Source organism: Caballeronia calidae (assembly GCF_900044055.2).
GTDB lineage: Bacteria > Pseudomonadota > Gammaproteobacteria > Burkholderiales > Burkholderiaceae > Caballeronia > Caballeronia calidae.
Genome location: NZ_FCOX02000057.1, coordinates 17067 through 35464, shown reverse-complemented (window position 1 = coordinate 35464; position 18398 = coordinate 17067). Strand labels below are relative to the sequence as shown.

Genomic DNA, 18398 nt, shown 5'->3' with positions numbered 1-18398 from the left:
CCACGCGCGCCGCGCCTTCCTGCGCAATGTTTTTCGGCTGCGCCCGCATCATTCCTTTGTATCCCGCCGCACGTCTTTCCCTCACTGCCGATAGATCATGTCTCTTTTCTCTGCCGTCGAACTCGCTCCCCGCGACCCGATCCTGGGCCTCAACGAAGCCTTCAACGCCGATACGCGCACGACCAAAGTCAATCTGGGCGTCGGTGTGTACACCAACGAGGAAGGCAAGATTCCGCTCTTGCGCGCCGTTCGTGAAGCCGAGAAGGCACGCGTCGACGCAGCGCTGCCGCGCGGCTATCTGCCGATCGACGGCATCGCCGCTTACGACGCCGCCGTGCAAAAGCTGCTGCTCGGCAATGACTCGCCGCTCATCGCCGCGGGCCGCGTCGTGACGGCGCAGGCACTCGGCGGCACGGGCGCGCTCAAGATCGGCGCGGACTTCCTGAAGCGCGTGAATCCGGACGCGAAGGTCGCAATCAGCGATCCGAGCTGGGAAAACCACCGCGCGCTCTTCGAAAGCGCCGGCTTCGAAGTGGCCAACTACCCGTACTACGACGCCGCCACGCACGGCGTGAACTTCGACGGCATGCTCGCCGCGCTCAACGGCTATGCGGCAGGCACGATTGTCGTGCTGCACGCGTGTTGCCACAACCCGACGGGCGTCGATCTGTCGGACGACCAGTGGAAGCAGATCGTCGACGTCGTGAAGGCGAAGGATCTCGTACCGTTCCTCGATATGGCGTATCAGGGCTTCGCGGAAAACATCGACGCGGACTCGGCCGCCGTGCGCCTCTTCGCGGCCTCGGAGCTGAACGTGTTCGTGTCGTCGTCGTTCTCGAAGTCGTTCTCGCTGTATGGCGAGCGCGTCGGCGCGCTGTCGATCATCACGACGGGCAAGGAAGAATCGGCCCGCGTGCTGTCGCAACTGAAGCGCGTGATCCGCACGAACTACTCGAACCCGCCGACGCACGGCGGCTCGATCGTCGCGGCCGTGCTGGCGTCGCCGGAACTGCGCGCGACCTGGGAGCAGGAGCTGGGCGAAATGCGCGACCGCATCCGCGCGATGCGCAACGGCCTCGTCGAGCGTCTGAAGGCGAGCGGCGTCGATCGCGACTTCTCGTTCGTCAACAAGCAGCGCGGCATGTTCTCGTACTCGGGCCTGACGGCCGCGCAAGTCGATCGCCTGCGTGAAGAGTTCGGCATCTATGCGGTCAGCACCGGCCGCATCTGCGTGGCCGCGCTGAACACGCGCAACCTCGATGTCGTCGCGAACGCCGTCGCCGCTGTGCTGAAGTAAATCCGCGCGCTGCTGCCGGAACAAAAATGGCGCCCTTTCGGGGCGCCATTTTTTGTGCGCGTCGAAAGCCGGCGATTCAGAGCGTCTTTTCCGTCGCGACGACCGGCGGCGTCGCGTCGTCGTCCTCGACGAAGCCGAGCGAGATCGCGCGGGCCAGTTCGGCGCTGACGCCGGCCACGCTGGTTGCCTCGCGGCGCATGGCCGCGCTGCCGCTTTCGCCCGCGTGCATGCAGAACGCCAGCGCGATCGGAAGCAGGATGGCGACGGGCCAATAGGTCGATATTGTCTTTTTCATGGGACTGCCTTTTAGTCGATTTGTCGCGGCGGGTTACAGATGTCGAGAACCCACTAACGGACGCTTCGAATGATACGGAATCGTCCCGATCTTAAAAAGCCATTGAAAAGCAAAGGATTGTTGCGCCCGCGGCAACAAGCCGTCTTGAACGAAAGACGCTCCGAATCCCGCCTTTATGACGTCTCGCCGTCATAAAGGCTTACAAAGTTCTTGGAGACATCGGCGCGACGCTGCTGTCTGATGCAGTAATGGTTCGACAGATTTTTTCAAAATCATGAAACTCGCAGTCGCTGGTCTTTTCCTTGGGTCGTCCGTCGCGCTTCTCGGCGGCTGCGCGGCCTATCCCGACGCCTATGGCGGCTACCCGGGCGTCTACGACGATCCCGGCTACGGGTACTACGGCGGCCCGCCGGTCGTTCAGCCCGGCGTGGTCGTCGGCGGTGGTTACTACAGCGGTCCGGCGTACTACGGTGGCCCGGCATACTACGGTCCGGGACCGAGACGTTACTGGGATGACGGTCCGGGCTGGCGTCGTCCGCCGCCGGGCGGATGGCAGGGTGGCCGGCCGCCGCACGATCACGGATCCGGCGGACCGCCGCCGCAAGCGGGCGGTGGCGGCGGCCACCCGAACGGCCCACCGCCGCAAGCAGGCGGCGGAGGCGCGCCATTGCCGAAAGCGGTCGGCGGACGGCCGCCGGGGCCGAATCGCGCCCCACCGCCGTCGGCCAACGGCGGCAATCGGGACAACGGTGGCAACGGCGGCAACTCCCGCGGCTTTATCGGCCGATACGGCGGTTGAAACGGGCCGCGCCAGATCGCAGGAACTGGCGCGGCGGTTCTATCCGAGATGCGAGTGCTGCGCCTTGTAGAGTTCGCGGAAGGTGCGCCCGACGGGCGCGGGCATATCGCGGGTCGCGGTCCATCCCGCGCCGAACGGCAGGCGCGAAATCGCTTTCCTGTCGCCGCCGATGCGTTCGAGCACGCGCACCGCAAGCTTCGTGAAGAGCGCGTACGCGGCCGGACGCTTCGCCAGATAACCCCACAGCGCGAGCGCCAGGCGTTCGTTGCGGGGACGCAGCCGCCGCTCCATCTGCTTCTCGCGCAGCTTGCGCAACAGGTCCGATAGCGGAATGCCCACCGGACAAACGCTGTTGCACTCGCCGCAAAGCGTCGCGGCCTGAGGCAGATCGAGCGCGCGATCGATGCCGACATACGCCGGCGTGAGTACCGAGCCCATCGGACCGGGATACACCCAGCCGTACGCATGCCCGCCGATCTTCTGATAGACCGGGCAATGGTTCATGCACGCGCCGCAGCGGATACACCGCAGCATCTCCTGAAACTCGCCACCGATGAGTCCGGTGCGCCCGCCATCGACGAGCACGAAGTACATATGCTCGGGACCGTCCGTTTCGCCGGGCGCACGCGGACCGGTCAGCAGCGAAAAGTAGTTCGAGATCGTCTGCCCCGTCGCCGAACGAGGCAGGAGGCGCATCGCGGTCGCGAGATCCTCGAGCGTCGGCAGCACCTTCTCGATGCCCGTCACCGCGACATGCACGCGCGGCATCACCGTGCACATGCCTTCGTTGCCCTCGTTCGTGACGACGGCCACCGATCCCGTCTCCGCGATCAGGAAGTTGCCGCCCGTCACGCCCATGTCCGCCGACATGAAATGCGGGCGCAGCACTTCGCGCGCTTCGCGCGTCATCTCGGGGATGTCGGTCAGGCGCGGCTTGTTGTGCGTCTTCGCGAAGAGATCGGCGATCTGCTCCTTATCCTTGTGCACGACCGGCGCGATGATGTGGCTCGGCGGCTCGTTGTCGTTGATCTGCAGGATGTATTCGCCGAGATCGGTCTCGATGGACTGCACGCCCATCTCGCCGAGCACGCGATTCAGCTGCATCTCTTCCGAGACCATCGACTTGGTCTTGATGACCTTCTTCACGTCGTGCTTGCGGGCGATGTCCGCGACGAGCCGCGCCGCGTCCTGCGTCGATTCGGCGTACAGCACCGTGGCGCCGCGACGCGTCGCCTCGCGCTCGAAGGTTTCGAGCCACACGTCGAGATTGTCGAGCGCGCGGTTGCGGCGCTCCTTCAACGCGGCGCGGGTCGCCTCGAAATCGATGTCGCGCACGGCGCTCGCCCGCGCGCTGACGAACTTGGTCGACAGCTTCGTGAGGTTCTGCTGCAGGCGCTCGTCGGCGAGCTTGCTGGCGGCGCGCGCCTTGAAATGCATCGTCTGGACTTGCATCGGGTCTCCTTCAGGCGCGGTTGTTCACGTCGCCCGCGAGCACCTGTGCGATATGCAGCACGCGCGTCGACGTGTCGCCGGTGCGGCGCAGGCGCCCTTCGATGTTCAGCATGCAGCCGAGGTCGCCGAGCACGACGGCCTCCGCCCCGCTCGCCCTGATGTTCGCGCATTTCTCGTCGACGATCGCCGTCGAGATGTCGCCGTACTTCACCGCGAAGGTGCCGCCGAAACCGCAGCAATGCTCGCAGCCGCTCATCTCGGTGACCGGCACGCCGGCCTGGGCGAGCAGCTCGCGCGGCTGCGATTTCACGCCCAGTTCGCGCAGGCCCGAGCAGGAATCGTGATAGGTCACCATGCCGTCGAAGGCGCCCGGCTCCATGCGCGCCTTCGCGACGTTCACGAGGAAATCGGTAAGCTCGAACACGCGCGGCTGCACGCGCGCGAAGCGGTTCATCAGTTGCGGATCGTCGCGAAAGAGATCGCCGTAATGCGCGCGGATCATGCCGCCGCACGAACCCGACGGAACCACCACGTAATCGAATTGCTCGAACTCGCTCAGCGTTTTCTCGGCGAGATCGCGGGCGAGCGGCCGGTCGCCCGAGTTGTAGGCGGGCTGGCCGCAGCAGGTCTGCGACGGCGGCACGATGACTTCGAAGCCCGCGCGCTCGATCAGCTTGATGACCGAGAAGCCGATTTCAGGGCGCATCATGTCGATGAGACACGTGACGAATAGTCCGACTCGCATGGGGGCGTTTCCTGTTTTGTAGAAGTGTTGAACGCACGCCGATTATCCGCGAAAAGTCGCGCCCGACGGCGCTCGGGCGCTTCCGGGCGCCATCGGCAAGTCCATTGTCGCCTGGCAGCGTTCGCTTTTTTCACATTATGAGATACAATCGCTGTTCCGCTGTTTGACGCATCAACCGATTTTTCACGATGAGCGATACGAACCCGGACTCCAAGACCTCCATCCAGGTGATCGAACGCATGATGCGTCTTCTCGACGCCCTCGCCGATCACACCGACCCTGTCAGCCTGAAAGAGCTCGCCCAGAGCACCGAACTGCACCCGTCCACCGCGCATCGGATCCTGAACGACATGGTGCTGTGCCGCCTCGTCGACCGCTCCGATCCCGGCACGTACCGGCTCGGCATGCGCCTGCTCGAACTCGGCAATCTGGTGAAGGCGCGTCTTTCGGTGCGCGAAGCCGCGATGCCGCCGATGCGCGAACTGCATCGGCAGACGGGGCAAACCGTCAACTTGTCGGTGCGTCAGGGCGACGAAATCGTCTATATCGAGCGCGCTTATTCCGAGCGCTCGGGCATGCAGGTCGTGCGCGCGATCGGCGGGCGGGCGCCCCTTCATCTGACCTCGGTCGGCAAGCTCTTCCTCGCCGCCGACGAAGCCTCGCGTGTGCGCGCCTACGCGATGCGCACCGGTCTCTCGGGCCACACACAGAACAGCATCACGGACCTCGGCAAGCTCGAGCGCGAACTGTCGCACGTACGTCAGCAGGCGTGCGCGCGGGACAACGAAGAGCTGGAACTGGGTGTGCGCTGCATCGCGGCGGGCATCTATGACGACACGGGGCGGCTCGTCGCCGGGCTGTCGCTGTCGGCGCCGGCCGATCGTCTGCAGGACGCGTGGCTCAAGCAGTTGAGCCATACCGCGCTCGAAATTTCGCGCTCGCTGGGCTATCGCCCTGAAGAAGCGGTGATCGAATCGCAACAGGCTCAGCACGCGCAACGCTGATGCACGCGGCATGAAAAACGGGCTTCGTCTTGCGACGAAGCCCGTTTGCTTTTCAGCGACAGTCGGCCGAGGCTTACGGATTCGCGCCGGTGCCCATGTCGGCGCTCATGATGTGCGGCTCGCCGAGCGTATCGAGATACGAGCGCAGGCGGCCGGCATCGGCGAAGCGCGAGTACTTGCCGTACGAATCGAGCAGCACGATCACGACCGGACGGCCGTTCACGTTCGCCTGCATCACGAGGCACTCGCCTGCTTCGTTGATGAAGCCCGTCTTCTGCAGGCCGATATCCCACGATGCATTGCGGATCAGCGCATTCGTGCTGTTGTAGGCGAGATTGCGCTTGCCGGTGAAGACATCGTAGCTGCGGTCGGTCGAGAACTTGCGGATCAGCGGGTACTGATACGCCGCGTTGACCATCTTCACGAGGTCGCGCGCGCTCGACACGTTCTGACTCGTGAGCCCGGTCGAGTTCTCGAAGTGCGTGTCGGTCATGCCGAGCGACTTCGCCTTCGCGTTCATCGCGGCGATGAACGCCGGACGGCCGCCGGCGTAGTAGCGCGACAGCGCAGCCGCCGCGCGATTCTCCGAGGCCATCAGCGCGATATGCAGCATGTCCTCGCGATTGAGCACCGAGCCGACCGCGAGGCGCGAGCCGGTGAACTTCTCGTAATCGCGGTCTTCGTCGGTGACGGCGAGGTCTTCGGTGAGCGGCGTGTGCGAATCGAGCACGACCATCGCCGTCATCAGCTTGGTGATCGACGCGATGGGCACGACGGCGCGCGAGTTCTTGTCGAAGAGCGTCTCCGACGTGTTCTGATCGACCACATACGCGACGCTCGAGCGCAGCGCGAGGCTGTCGGGCGTGTCGTGCAGGCCGAACGCCTGGCCGACGGACGGCGAGCGCGGCTGGAACGCGACCGCATGCACGGCGGCGCGGCGCGCGTGCGGCTCCATGCGGTACGATGCGCGGCGCTTGCGCGAGACGCGCGGCGCGTCATCGTCGTCATCGGCGGCGGCGACCTTCGCGGCTTTCACCGGCTTCGGCGCCTTGAGCGTGGTCTTTGCCACGCGCGCGGTTTTTTCAGCCTTGGCGGGTTTCTTTGCGGTCTTGGTTGCGGTGGCGGTCTTTGCGAGGGCTTCAGCCGGAGCCGCTGCGAAGGACGTCGCTACTGCGATGGAGACGGCAAGGGACAATGCGGAGCGCATCGCCACGCCGTGCACCACCTTCAACGACGAAAACATTTCGGTTTTCATTAGTGTTCTGTTGGGCGGCTGGAGAGTACCGCCAAGTGTAGTGAAGCTACGAAATTTAAGCAATATTAAGCACTTATCGGCACACGTTAAACCGAGTTGTAAGCCGCCATTGCTTATTACTGATCAACAGCGCGCCTCGATCGGCAAAAACGATCGTTCGGGCGAAACAGTGTTGCCGGAAGCGCGCTTTTCTTGATGGCGACGAACGCACTATCGGCAAAACTTTCCACGACTTTAGTCAATATCGTGCTTTAGGTCGGACAAAAGGCAGACTTTTGAAACCCGGTAGGTAAGGTCGGATGCGGCGGACAAATGCACGGAAAAATCGGACAGACGAAATGTTAACGTTTCTTCAACAATTTGGTGTACGGCCACATCCTAAAAATAGGACAGACTCAAGAAAGTTCTCGTTTTGCGGCGCGCCATGCCGCCGCGGCCCGGGCGGGTACAAACATCAAATGGTCATCCGATCGTGCTTTCATTAGTTACGGACAACGCGCGATCTTGCCTGGAAGCCTTTCTCCGCCTCGGTCGCTAGGGTTTCCACCGACTTCCCTTCCGCGTCGTTCAGTCGCAAGTAAGCTCTTGTTTAACAAGCGATTTCTGTCTTTTGTGCGGCGCACAAAAAGCGCTTGACATCCATCGGAATATCTCTAAAATGGGCTTCATGTTGCGACGCACCAATCGCAGTTGCACCTAGCCGGCCTGATTCACCGTGCCGGATCTACCCAAACCACGACCCGCGTTTGATGGGTCGGCCATCAGGAGCCTGAGATGACGCTGTTGACCCCCGAGCAAATCGCCGCTGCACAGAAAGCCAACTTCGACACGCTGTTCGGTCTGACGAACAAGGCGTTCGAAGGCGTCGAGAAGCTGGTCGAACTGAACCTTCAAGTCGTGAAGTCCACGCTGGCCGAAAGCCAGGAAAACGCACAGCGCGCGCTGTCGGTGAAGGACGCGCAAGAACTCCTCGCGCTGCAAGCCAGCCTGACCCAGCCGGTCGCGGAAAAGGTTCTGTCGTACGGCCGTCACCTGTATGAAATCGCATCGGCCACGCAAGCTGAATTCGCCCGCGTCGCGGAAGCGCAGTACGAAGAGCAGAACCGCAAGGTGCAAACGCTCGTCGACAACGTCGCGAAGAACGCACCGGCCGGTTCGGAAACCGCTGTCGCCGTGATGAAGTCGGCCATCACCGCCGCCAACACGACGTACGAAACGGTTCACAAGGCAACGAAGCAAGCTGTCGAAATCGCTGAAAGCAACTTCAACGCTGCCGCCACGGCTGCGACGAAGGCCGCTACGCAAGCGACCGAGCAAGCTGCCCGCGCTACCAAGAAGTCGGTTGCGTAAGTTTGCCGCCGGGCCCTGCCCGGTTTAGTGCAGCACGCATCACGAAGAACCCGGCCCTCGCGCCGGGTTTTTTGTCGTCTGGCGTTCGCGCTTCGCAAATAAAAAGGGCGCGCTCCTCGAAAGGAGCGCGCCTTCACACTTCCAGGAAGTGCGCGAGCTTACTTCTTACGCTGCGGCGGCAAGTCCGTGCACACGCCTTCGTACAACTCGGCGGCCATGCCGACCGATTCGCCGAGCGTCGGGTGCGGGTGGATCGTCTTGCCGATGTCGGTGGCATCCGCGCCCATCTCGATCGCGAGACACACTTCGCTGATCAGATCGCCCGCATTCAGACCGACGATGCCGCCGCCGATCACCCGATGCGTCTCTTCATCGAAGATGAGCTTGGTGAAGCCTTCGTCGCGGCCATTGGCGATCGCGCGGCCCGATGCCGCCCACGGGAACACGGCCTTGCCGAACTTGATGCCTTCGGCCTTGCACTGGTCTTCCGTCTTGCCGGCCCACGCCACTTCCGGATCGGTGTATGCCACCGACGGAATCTGCATCGCGTCGAAATACGCCTTCTCGCCGTGCGCCGCTTCCGCCGCCACGTGGCCTTCGTGCACGGCCTTGTGCGCGAGCATCGGCTGGCCGACGAGATCGCCGATCGCGAAGATATGCGGCACGTTGGTGCGCATCTGGTTGTCGACGTTGATGAAGCCGCGATCCGTCACCGCCACGCCCGCCTTGTCCGCGCCGACCTTGCCGCCGTTCGGGCTGCGGCCGACCGCGAGCAGCACGAGGTCGTAGCGCTGCGGCTCGGCCGGCGCCTTCTCGCCTTCGAACGTGACGTAGATGCCGTCTTCCTTCGCTTCGGCCTTGGTCGTCTTGGTCTTGAGCATCACGTTCGTGAAGCGCTTGGAATTGAACTTCTCCCAGACCTTCACGAGATCGCGGTCCGCGCCCAGCATCAGGCCGTCGAGCATTTCGACGACATCGATGTCCGCGCCGAGCGTCGAGTACACCGTCGCCATTTCCAGCCCGATGATGCCGCCGCCCACCACGAGCATGCGCTTGGGCAGCTGACGCAGTTCGAGCGCGCCGGTCGAATCGACGACGCGCGGATCGTCCGGGAAGAACGGCAGCTTCACCGCCTGCGAGCCCGCCGCGATGATCGCCTGCTTGAACTTGACGACCTTCTTGCCGTCCGCGCCGTTCACTTCCATGTGATACGGATCGACGAACGTGCCGACGCCCGTCACGACCTGGACCTTGCGCGCCTTCGCCATGCCCGCGAGACCGCCGGTCAGCTTCTTGACGACGCCTTCCTTGAAGCCGCGCAGCTTGTCGAGATCGACCTTCGGCTCGCCGAAGCTGATGCCGTGCGCCGCGAGCTCGGCCGCTTCATCGATGACGAGCGCGGTGTGCAGCAGCGCCTTCGACGGAATGCAGCCGACGTTCAGACACACGCCGCCGAGCGTCGAATAACGTTCGACGAGCACGGTCTTCATGCCGAGGTCGGCTGCGCGGAACGCCGCCGAATAACCGCCGGGGCCCGCGCCGATCACGAGCATGTCGCATTCGACATCGGCCGCGCCGGAATAGCTGCCCGCTTGCGGCGCGGGCGTCGGGGCTGCCGCGGCCGGGGCCGGAGCCGCCTTCTGAGGCGCTGCCGCCGGAGCGGCGCCGCCTTCGAGCGTCAGGATCAGCGTGCCTTCCGACACGTTGTCACCGACCTTGACCTTCAGCTCCTTCACCGTGCCGGCGGCGGGCGAAGGCACGTCCATCGTGGCCTTGTCGGATTCGAGCGTGACGAGCGACTGCTCCTTCTCGACCGTATCGCCCGGCTTCACGTGCACTTCGATGACCGGAATGTCCTTGAAGTCGCCGATATCCGGCACCTTCACGTCCTGCGTTGCGCCGCCGGAAGCCGGCGCCGGCGCGGGTGCAGCAGCCGGTGCGGGTGCGGCAGCCGGAGCAGGCGCCGCAGCGGCGCCTTGAGTTTCCACCATCGCGATGACGGAACCCTGGCTGACCTTGTCGCCCTGCTTGACCTTCACTTCCTTGATGACGCCTGCCACATCGGCGGGCACTTCCATCGTGGCCTTGTCGGTTTCGAGCGTGATGACGCCCTGTTCCTTTTCGATGGCGTCACCGGGTTTGATATTGACTTCGATGACATCGACATCGGAGAAGTCGCCGATGTCGGGTACTTTCAGTTCGACGAGACTCATGTTGTCCCCTAAAGAAGAGCGGATGGAACCGTGCCTCAGGCGCGGTTCCGCCGTCGAGCGGGATCACGCGCTTCGCTCACGAAGAGCGAAGCGCGCGCCACGATCAAAGAATGACGCGACGGAAATCCGCCAGAATCGCCGACAGGAAAGCGTTGAAGCGCGCAGCCTCCGCACCGTCGATGACGCGATGGTCATACGACAGCGACAGCGGCAGCGTGAGGCGCGGCACGAACTGCTTGCCGTCCCACACGGGCTTCATCTGGCCGCGCGACAGGCCGAGAATCGCCACTTCGGGCGCGTTGATGATCGGCGTGAAGTTCGTCCCGCCGATGCCGCCCAGCGACGAAATCGAGAAGCAGCCGCCCTGCATCTGATCGGGCTTGAGCTTGCCTTCGCGCGCGAGCTTCGACAGGTCGCTCATTTCCTTGGCGATATCGACGAGGCCCTTCTTGTCGGCGTCGCGGATCACCGGAACGACGAGGCCGTTCGGCGTATCGGCCGCGAAACCGACGTGGTAGTACTGCTTGAACACGAGGTTGTCGCCGTCGAGGCTCGCGTTGAAGGTCGGGAACTTCTTCAGCGCCGCGACCACGGCCTTGATGACGAACGCGAGCATCGTGAACTTCACGCCCGACTTCTCGTTCTCCTTGTTGAGCTTCACGCGCAGCGCTTCGAGCTCGGTGATGTCGGCTTCGTCATTGTTCGTGACGTGCGGGATCATCACCCAGTTGCGATGCAGGTTCGCGCCCGAGATCTTCTTGATGCGCGACAGCGGCTTCGGATCGACCGGACCGAACTTCGTGAAATCGACCTTCGGCCACGGCAGCAGACCGAGCTCGCCGCCGCCGGCGCCAGCCGGAGCAGCCGCAGCGGGCGCTGCGCCCTGGCCCGTCATCACGCCCTTCACGAACGCGGTGATGTCCTGCTGCGTGATGCGGTTCTTGGGACCCGTGCCGCGCACGCGCGACACATCGACGCCCAGGTCGCGCGCGAACTTGCGCACCGACGGCGACGCGTGGCTCGACGTGCGGGTGCCGTCGCCGGCGGGCATCACGGGCGCCTGCGCGAGCGCGGACGGCGCTTCCTTCTGAGGAGCCGGCTTCACGGGCGCATCCGACGGCACTTCCTTCTGCGCGGCCGGCGCAGGCGCGGGAGCCGGTGCGGCCGCACCGTCCGCGCCGCCTTCGAGCACGAGGATCAGCGTGCCTTCGGACACCGTATCGCCGATCTTGACCTTCAGCTCCTTCACCGTGCCCGCTGCGGGCGAAGGCACGTCCATCGTCGCCTTGTCGGATTCGAGCGTGACGAGCGACTGCTCCTTCTCCACCTTGTCGCCCACCTTCACGGCGATCTCGATGACCGGAATGTCCTTGAAGTCGCCGATGTCCGGCACCTTCACTTCGACGGAACCGCCACCCGATGCCGCCGCGGGTGCGGCCGCGGGCGCGGGCGCAGCGGCAGGCGCGGCCGCCGGAGCCGGCGCGGCGGCGCCATTGCCGCCTTCCAGCACGACGATGAGCGAGCCCTCGGAAACGGCATCGCCCACCTTGACCTTGATTTCCTTCACGGTGCCCGCTGCCGAACTCGGCACGTCCATCGTGGCTTTATCCGATTCGAGCGTGACGAGCGACTGCTCGGGCTCCACGGTGTCGCCCACCTTGACCAGCACTTCGATCACGGGGACGTCCTTGTAATCGCCGATGTCCGGCACTTTGACTTCGATCGCTTGACTCATTATTAGTGTCTCCTGGGTTGCACGCGGGCCTCCTTCCGTTTCGGAAAGAGGCCGCGTCACAACACACGGGGGCGATGCCTTTAGACGGTCATCGGGTTGGGTTTGGACGGGTCGAGGTTGTACTTCTTGATCGCCTCAGCGACGACCTTGCGCTCGATCGTGCCTTCGTCGGCCAGCGCGTTCAGCGCGGCCAGCGTCACCCAGTAGCGGTCGACTTCGAAGAAGTGGCGCAGTGCTTCGCGCGTATCCGAGCGGCCGTAGCCGTCAGTGCCGAGCACCACGAACTTCTGCGGCACATAGCCACGGATCTGGTCGACGAGCGCGCGGATGTAGTCCGTCGATGCGATCACCGGACCCTTCGCGTCCTTGAGCAGCGCCGTGACGTGCGGCAGGCGCTTCTCTTCCGTCGGATGCAGCAGGTTGTAGCGCTCGCACGCCTGACCGTCGCGGGCCAGTTCGGTGAAGCTCGGCACGCTCCAGAGATCGGCGCTGACGCCCCAGTCGTTCTTCAGCAGTTCGGCGGCGGCGATCACTTCGTTGAAGATCGTGCCCGCGCCCATCAGCTGGACGTGCGCCTTGCCTGCCGCGTCGGCTTTCCTGAACGCGTACATGCCCTTGATGATGTCCGAAGCCACGGCATCGCCCTGCGGGATCGCCGGGTGCTCGTAGTTCTCGTTCATCACCGTGATGTAGTAGTACACGTCCTCCTGCTCCGCGACCATGCGGCGCAGGCCGTCCTGCATGATGACCGCGAGTTCGTAGCCGAAGGTCGGGTCGTAGCTCACGCAGTTCGGGATCGACGCCGCCCACAGCAGCGAGTGGCCGTCTTCGTGCTGCAGGCCTTCGCCGTTGAGCGTCGTGCGGCCCGCGGTGCCGCCCAGCAGGAAGCCGCGCGAGCGCATGTCGCCCGCGGCCCACGCCAGATCGCCGATGCGCTGGAAGCCGAACATCGAATAGAAGATGTAGAACGGGATCATGATCTCGCCGTGCGTCGAGTACGACGTCGCGGCCGCGATCCAGTCACACATGCCACCGGCTTCGTTGATGCCTTCCTGCAGAATCTGACCGGTTTCCGATTCCTTGTAGAACATCAGCTGGTCGGAATCTTCCGGCACATACTTCTGGCCTTCCTGATTCCAGATGCCGATCTGGCGGAACAGACCTTCCATGCCGAAGGTGCGCGACTCGTCCGGGACGATCGGCACGACGCGCTTGCCGAGCGCCTTGTCCTTCAGGAGGATGTTGAGGATCCGCACGAACGCCATCGTCGTGGAGATCTCGCGGCCTTCGCCCGTGCCCTTCAACAGCGGCTCGAACGCGGAGAGCGCCGGCACCGGCAGCGATTCGGCCTTTTCGCGGCGCGTCGGCAGGTAGCCGCCGAGGTCCATGCGCTTCTGGCGCATGTACTCGAGCTCCTTCGAGCCTTCCTCGAACGTGAGATACGGCACGTCGGCGATCTGCTCGTCGGTCAGCGGCAGACGGAACTGATCGCGGAATTTCTTCAGCGTGTCGATCGGCAGCTTCTTCTGCTGGTGCGTGATGTTCATCGCCTGACCATGCTCGCCCATGCCATAGCCCTTGATGGTCTTGGCGAGGATGACGGTCGGCGCGCCCTTCGTCTTGGTCGCTGCGTCGAAAGCCGCGTAGATCTTGTGCGGATCGTGGCCGCCGCGGTTCAGGTTCCAGATGTCGTCATCGGACCAGTCGGCGACCAGCGCCTTCAGTTCCGGCGTGTTGAAGAAGTGCTCGCGCACGAACGCGCCCGACTCCGACTTGTACGTCTGGTACTCGCCGTCGACGACTTCCATCATGCGGCGCATCAGCGCGCCGGTCTTGTCGCGCGCGAAGAGCGCATCCCAGCGGCTGCCCCAGATCACCTTGATGACGTTCCAGCCCGCGCCGCGGAACTCGCTTTCCAGTTCCTGGATGATCTTGCCGTTGCCGCGCACCGGGCCGTCGAGACGCTGCAGGTTGCAGTTGATGACGAACACGAGGTTGTCGAGACGCTCGCGGCCGGCCATGCCGATCGCGCCGAGCGATTCCGGCTCGTCCGTTTCGCCGTCGCCGAGGAACGCCCAGACCTTGCGGCCTTCGGTCTTCGCCATGCCGCGCGCCGCCATGTACTTCATGAAGCGCGCCTGATAGATGGCCATGATCGGGCCGAGGCCCATCGACACGGTCGGGAACTGCCAGAAGTCCGGCATCAGCCACGGGTGCGGATACGACGAGATGCCCTCGCCGCCCACTTCCTGGCGGAAGTTGTTCAGTTGCTTCTCGGTCAGGCGGCCGAGCAGGAACGCGCGCGAGTATACGCCCGGCGACGAGTGGCCCTGCACGAACACGAGATCGCCGCCGTGATCCTTCGACGGCGCATGCCAGAAGTGATTGAAGCCGACGTCGTAGAGCGTCGCGGCGGAAGCGAACGACGCGATGTGGCCGCCGACGTTCGTGTCCTTGCCCGCGCGCAGCACCATGGCGATGGCGTTCCAGCGCGTGTACGAGCGGATGCGGTGTTCGATGTCCTGATCGCCCGGAATCTTCGACTGCGAGGCGACGGGGATCGTGTTGATGTACGGCGTGTTCGCCGAGAACGGCAGGTGCTCGCCGTGTACGCGAGCGAATTCGATCTGTTTCTCGATCAGGTAGTGCGCGCGATTGGGACCGACCGCGGAAATCACGCCATCGAGCGCGTCCAGCCACTCGGCGGTTTCCTGAGGATCGTCGTCCTTGGCGTTGGCGACATATTTGAGAACTTCGTCGGGTACAGCGGACATGCTCGTCTCCTGATGTGAGGAACACTCTGAGAACCGCCGGCGCACGCCCGATCGAAGGCGGGCACTGGCCGCGTGCCGGCAATTCTAAAGACGGTCCAGACCATGACGCAAGGAATTTTTCAAATCATGAGAGTTCATCTCACCATACGAAAAATTGCTGCAACGCACCGTCCGATAAGACTTTTTTGTTCAGATGTTTCTCCTCCTTTTCCTGCAATCGAGCCTTCTTTACCGTCTTTTTACGCTAATTAACAATCAGGCGCTGCGTTACAATCGCTTCCATGTTGACCGAACGGCTGATCAAACGCTCGGCGAGGTCCGCGCGCAAGCCGACCGACGCCTCCCCTTCCCGCTGGCACCACGGACCGTGGTGGTCGAACTCCTATTTACTCACGCCGCTCATTTCGATCCTGGTATTTCTGGTCGTGATGAGTCTCATCCTCTGGAGTCTCAACCGGCGCGAGCAACAGCAGCAGGAAGACACGCTTTACCGGAATGTCGCGTGGGCGCAGCAGCAGATTCGTCTGTCGATGACCGGCGCGCAGGAGCAGATTCAGGCGCTCTCGCGCGATCTCGCGACCGGCCACGGCGATCCGCAAAACTTCCAGACCTCGTCCACCGACATCATGCAGGGGCATCCCGAGATCCTCTACATGAACTGGTACACGAGCGAGCATAAGCCGCGCTGGCCCAATACGCCGCTGCCCGTGCTCGGATCGCGTCTCGCGAAGCCTAACGAAACGCAGATGGACGAAGCCCTGCAGGCCGCCTTCGACGAAGCGCGCACCACCCGACGCCAAGTCTACTCGCCGCTGCTCTACGACGACCTCGGCAACGGCTATATCACGCTGCAGACGCCGGTCTTCCGCGACCGCGAGTTTCTCGGCTCGATCGCCGCGGTGTTCTCGATCGAAGGCATCCTGAAGCACGACATTCCCAGCGAGTTGTCGGCGAAATACAAGATCTCCATCACCGATCTGAACAACCGCGAGCTCGCGACCACGTCGAGCCGCCCGCGCCTGCCGCGCGACATGTTCTACGACCTGCCGCTCGATCCGCCGGGCCAGGGTTTGTCGGTGCGCGTGTATTCCTATCCGCAGCTCACGAACTTCACCAATAACACCCTCGTATGGCTCGTCGCCGGTTTGTCCTGCTTCGTGCTGTGGAGCCTGTGGAGTTTGTGGAAGCACACGCGCCAGCGCTTCGAGGCGCAGCAGGCGCTCTATGCCGAAGCGTTCTTCCGCCGCGCGATGGAAAACTCGGTGCTGATCGGCATGCGCGTGCTCGACATGCACGGACGCATCACGCACGTGAATCCCGCGTTCTGCCGCATGACGGGCTGGGACGAAAGCGATCTCGTCGGCAAGAACGCGCCGTTCCCCTACTGGCCGCGCGACGCGTATCCCGAGATGCAGCGTCAGCTCGACATGACCTTGCGCGGCAAGGCGCCCTCTTCGGGCTTCGAATTGCGCGTGCGCCGTAAAGACGGCTCGTTCTTCCACGCGCGCTTGTACGTCTCGCCGCTGATCGACAGTTCGGGCCGCCAGACCGGCTGGATGTCGTCGATGACGGACATCACCGAGCCGAAGCGCGCGCGCGAGGAACTCGCCGCCGCGCACGAACGCTTCACCACGGTGCTCGAAAGCCTCGACGCCGCCGTCTCCGTGCTCGCCGCCGACGAAGCCGAACTGCTCTTCGCGAACCGCTATTACCGGCATCTCTTCGGCATCCGTCCGGACGGCCATCTGGAGCTCGCGGGCGCCGCGTTCGACGGCAGCGCGCAAAGCTCGTCCGACACCATCGACATGGTGGACACCTACGCGGGTCTGCCCGCGACCGCGCTGACCGAGAGCTCGGCGGATGCGCAGGAAGTCTATGTCGATGGCATCCAGAAGTGGTTCGAGGTGCGCCGCCAGTACATCCAGTGGGTCGACGGCCATCTCGCGCAGATGCAGATCGCGACCGACATCACGCAGCGCAAGCAGGCGCAGGAACTCGCGCATCAGCAGGAAGAGAAGCTGCAGTTCACGAGCCGCCTGATGACCATGGGCGAAATGGCCTCGTCGCTCGCGCACGAGCTGAACCAGCCGCTCGCCGCGATCAACAACTACTGCTCGGGCTGCGTCGCGATGGTGAAGTCCGGCCGCATGACGCAGGAAACGCTGCTCCCCGTGCTCGAAAAGACCGCGCAGCAGGCCGTGCGCGCGGGCATGATCATCAAGCGCATCCGCGAGTTCGTGAAGCGCAGCGAGCCCAAGCGCCAGGCCGCGCGCGTCGCGGATATCGTCGCGGACGCGGTCGGTCTCGCCGAGATCGAGGCGCGCAAACGCAAGATCCGCATCCTCACCGAAATCCGCTCGCGCATGCCGGTGATCTACGTCGATCCGGTTCTGATCGAACAAGTGTTGGTCAACCTGTTGAAAAACGCGGCCGAGGCGATGCATGATGCGAAACCAAACGCCGTCGATCCGGTGATACGCGTAGTCGTGCAGCGCCATGACGGCGGCTTCGTGTGCATCAGCGTGGTCGATCAGGGTCCGGGCGTGGACGAAGCCACCGCCGAGCGCCTCTTCGAGCCGTTCTACAGCACCAAGTCAGACGGCATGGGCATGGGGCTGAACATCTGCCGCTCGATCATCGAGTCGCATCGCGGACGCCTCTGGGTGGTCAACAACGTCGAAGCGGACGGCCACGTGACCGGCGCGACCTTCCACTGCAGCCTGCCGATCGGCGCCGTGGACGGCTCGTCGGGCACGGGCGGCATGGATGCGCAGGACGAACATACGAGACAACAAACAGTTACGGGAGAACTATGAGCACAGTCACCACCCAGGAAACCGTCTTCGTCGTCGACGATGACGAAGCCGTGCGTGATTCCTTGCGCTGGCTGCTCGAAGCAAACGGCTATCGCGTTCAGTGTTTCTCCAGCGCGGAATCGTTCCTCGACGTCTATTTGCCGATTTCCCATTCCGGCGCGATCTCCTGCCTGATCCTCGACGTGCGCATGGCCGGCATGACGGGGCTCGAATTGCAGGAGAAGCTCATCGCCGAAAATTCGCTGCTGCCGATCATCTTCGTGACCGGTCACGGCGACGTGCCGATGGCCGTCTCGACCATGAAGAAAGGCGCGATGGACTTCATCGAAAAGCCCTTCGACGAAGCCGAGCTGCGCAAGCTCGTGGAGCGCATGCTGGAAAAGGCGCGCAGCGAAAGCACCAGCGTCCAGCAGCAGCGCGCCGCGGCCGAACGGCTCGGCAAGCTGACGGCGCGCGAGCATCAGGTGCTCGAGCGCATCATCGCGGGGCGCCTCAACAAGCAGATCGCCGACGATCTCGGCATCAGCATCAAGACGGTCGAAGCGCATCGCGCGAACATCATGGAGAAGCTCTCCGTGAACACCGTCGCCGATCTGCTGCGTCTCGCGCTGTCGAACAAGCCGCAACAGTAACGGCTTCAACCTCTCCCTTCGCGGCCGGCAT

Annotated in this window: 14 protein-coding genes; 7 read left to right on the top strand and 7 right to left on the bottom strand. The window is 63.8% G+C overall.

All coding sequences use genetic code 11. The features are described 5' to 3' along the window. Positions 1 to 97 precede the first annotated feature (97 nt). The gene (locus tag AWB78_RS33005) at positions 98 to 1297 is read left to right on the top strand and encodes an amino acid aminotransferase (RefSeq protein WP_062610821.1); all 1200 of its coding nucleotides are present in this window, start codon (positions 98 to 100) and stop codon (positions 1295 to 1297) included. Between the two features lie 76 nt (positions 1298 to 1373). On the opposite strand, the gene AWB78_RS33000 is transcribed toward AWB78_RS33005, so the two are convergent. Beyond that, positions 1374 to 1592: a hypothetical protein gene (locus tag AWB78_RS33000; protein ID WP_062610820.1), complete on the bottom strand. Its 219-nt coding sequence runs from the start codon at positions 1590 to 1592 to the stop codon at positions 1374 to 1376. 274 nt (positions 1593 to 1866) lie between these two features. On the opposite strand from AWB78_RS33000, the gene AWB78_RS45925 reads away from it, so the two are divergent. Next, positions 1867 to 2391, top strand: coding sequence for a hypothetical protein (locus AWB78_RS45925; RefSeq protein WP_062610819.1), 525 nt, complete (start codon positions 1867 to 1869; stop codon positions 2389 to 2391). 39 nt (positions 2392 to 2430) lie between these two features. Here AWB78_RS45925 and AWB78_RS32990 read toward each other — a convergent pair whose 3' ends face one another. Together AWB78_RS32990 and AWB78_RS32985 are read right to left on the bottom strand one after the other, a co-directional pair. After that, positions 2431 to 3843, bottom strand: a complete 1413-nt coding sequence (locus AWB78_RS32990; RefSeq protein ID WP_062610818.1) for a LutB/LldF family L-lactate oxidation iron-sulfur protein — start codon at positions 3841 to 3843, stop codon at positions 2431 to 2433. Positions 3844 to 3853: 10 nt separating this feature from the next. Next, positions 3854 to 4588, bottom strand: a complete 735-nt coding sequence (locus AWB78_RS32985; RefSeq protein WP_062610817.1) for a (Fe-S)-binding protein — start codon at positions 4586 to 4588, stop codon at positions 3854 to 3856. A gap of 188 nt (positions 4589 to 4776) precedes the next feature. Here AWB78_RS32985 and AWB78_RS32980 point away from each other — a divergent pair, with 188 nt between their 5' ends. Continuing rightward, complete coding sequence (locus AWB78_RS32980; protein ID WP_062610816.1) at positions 4777 to 5592, top strand: IclR family transcriptional regulator; 816 nt, start codon at positions 4777 to 4779, stop codon at positions 5590 to 5592. 73 nt (positions 5593 to 5665) lie between these two features. On the opposite strand, the gene pbpG is transcribed toward AWB78_RS32980, so the two are convergent. Continuing rightward, positions 5666 to 6661, bottom strand: a complete 996-nt coding sequence (gene pbpG / locus AWB78_RS32975) for a D-alanyl-D-alanine endopeptidase (protein ID WP_232477975.1) — start codon at positions 6659 to 6661, stop codon at positions 5666 to 5668. On the opposite strand from pbpG, the gene AWB78_RS48655 reads away from it, so the two are divergent. Next, a complete protein-coding gene (locus AWB78_RS48655; RefSeq protein WP_232477974.1) occupies positions 6642 to 7043 on the top strand; it encodes a hypothetical protein in 402 nt (133 codons plus the stop codon). The genes pbpG and AWB78_RS48655 overlap by 20 nt on opposite strands. Positions 7044 to 7621: 578 nt before the next feature. Next, complete coding sequence (locus AWB78_RS32970) at positions 7622 to 8197, top strand: phasin family protein (protein WP_008350468.1); 576 nt, start codon at positions 7622 to 7624, stop codon at positions 8195 to 8197. Positions 8198 to 8355: 158 nt separating this feature from the next. Here the strand turns inward: AWB78_RS32970 and lpdA are convergent, their stop codons facing one another. The 3 genes from lpdA to aceE all read right to left on the bottom strand — a co-directional run bounded on the left by lpdA (position 8356) and on the right by aceE (position 14919). Continuing rightward, complete coding sequence (gene lpdA, locus AWB78_RS32965) at positions 8356 to 10410, bottom strand: dihydrolipoyl dehydrogenase (RefSeq protein WP_074173588.1); 2055 nt, start codon at positions 10408 to 10410, stop codon at positions 8356 to 8358. Between the two features lie 103 nt (positions 10411 to 10513). Further along, entirely contained in the window at positions 10514 to 12145 is a 1632-nt protein-coding gene (aceF, locus tag AWB78_RS32960) for a dihydrolipoyllysine-residue acetyltransferase (protein ID WP_062610814.1), read from the bottom strand. A gap of 80 nt (positions 12146 to 12225) precedes the next feature. After that, a complete protein-coding gene (aceE, locus tag AWB78_RS32955) occupies positions 12226 to 14919 on the bottom strand; it encodes a pyruvate dehydrogenase (acetyl-transferring), homodimeric type (RefSeq protein ID WP_062610813.1) in 2694 nt (897 codons plus the stop codon). Positions 14920 to 15200: 281 nt separating this feature from the next. On the opposite strand from aceE, the gene fixL reads away from it, so the two are divergent. Together fixL and fixJ are read left to right on the top strand one after the other, a co-directional pair. Next, on the top strand, positions 15201 to 17735 hold the full coding sequence (gene fixL, locus AWB78_RS32950; protein WP_062610812.1) for an oxygen sensor histidine kinase FixL: 2535 nt from the start codon (positions 15201 to 15203) through the stop codon (positions 17733 to 17735). After that, a complete protein-coding gene (fixJ, locus tag AWB78_RS32945) occupies positions 17732 to 18367 on the top strand; it encodes an oxygen response regulator transcription factor FixJ (RefSeq protein ID WP_014190971.1) in 636 nt (211 codons plus the stop codon). The genes fixL and fixJ overlap by 4 nt, the downstream gene beginning before the upstream one ends. The last annotated feature ends 31 nt before the right edge of the window (positions 18368 to 18398 follow it).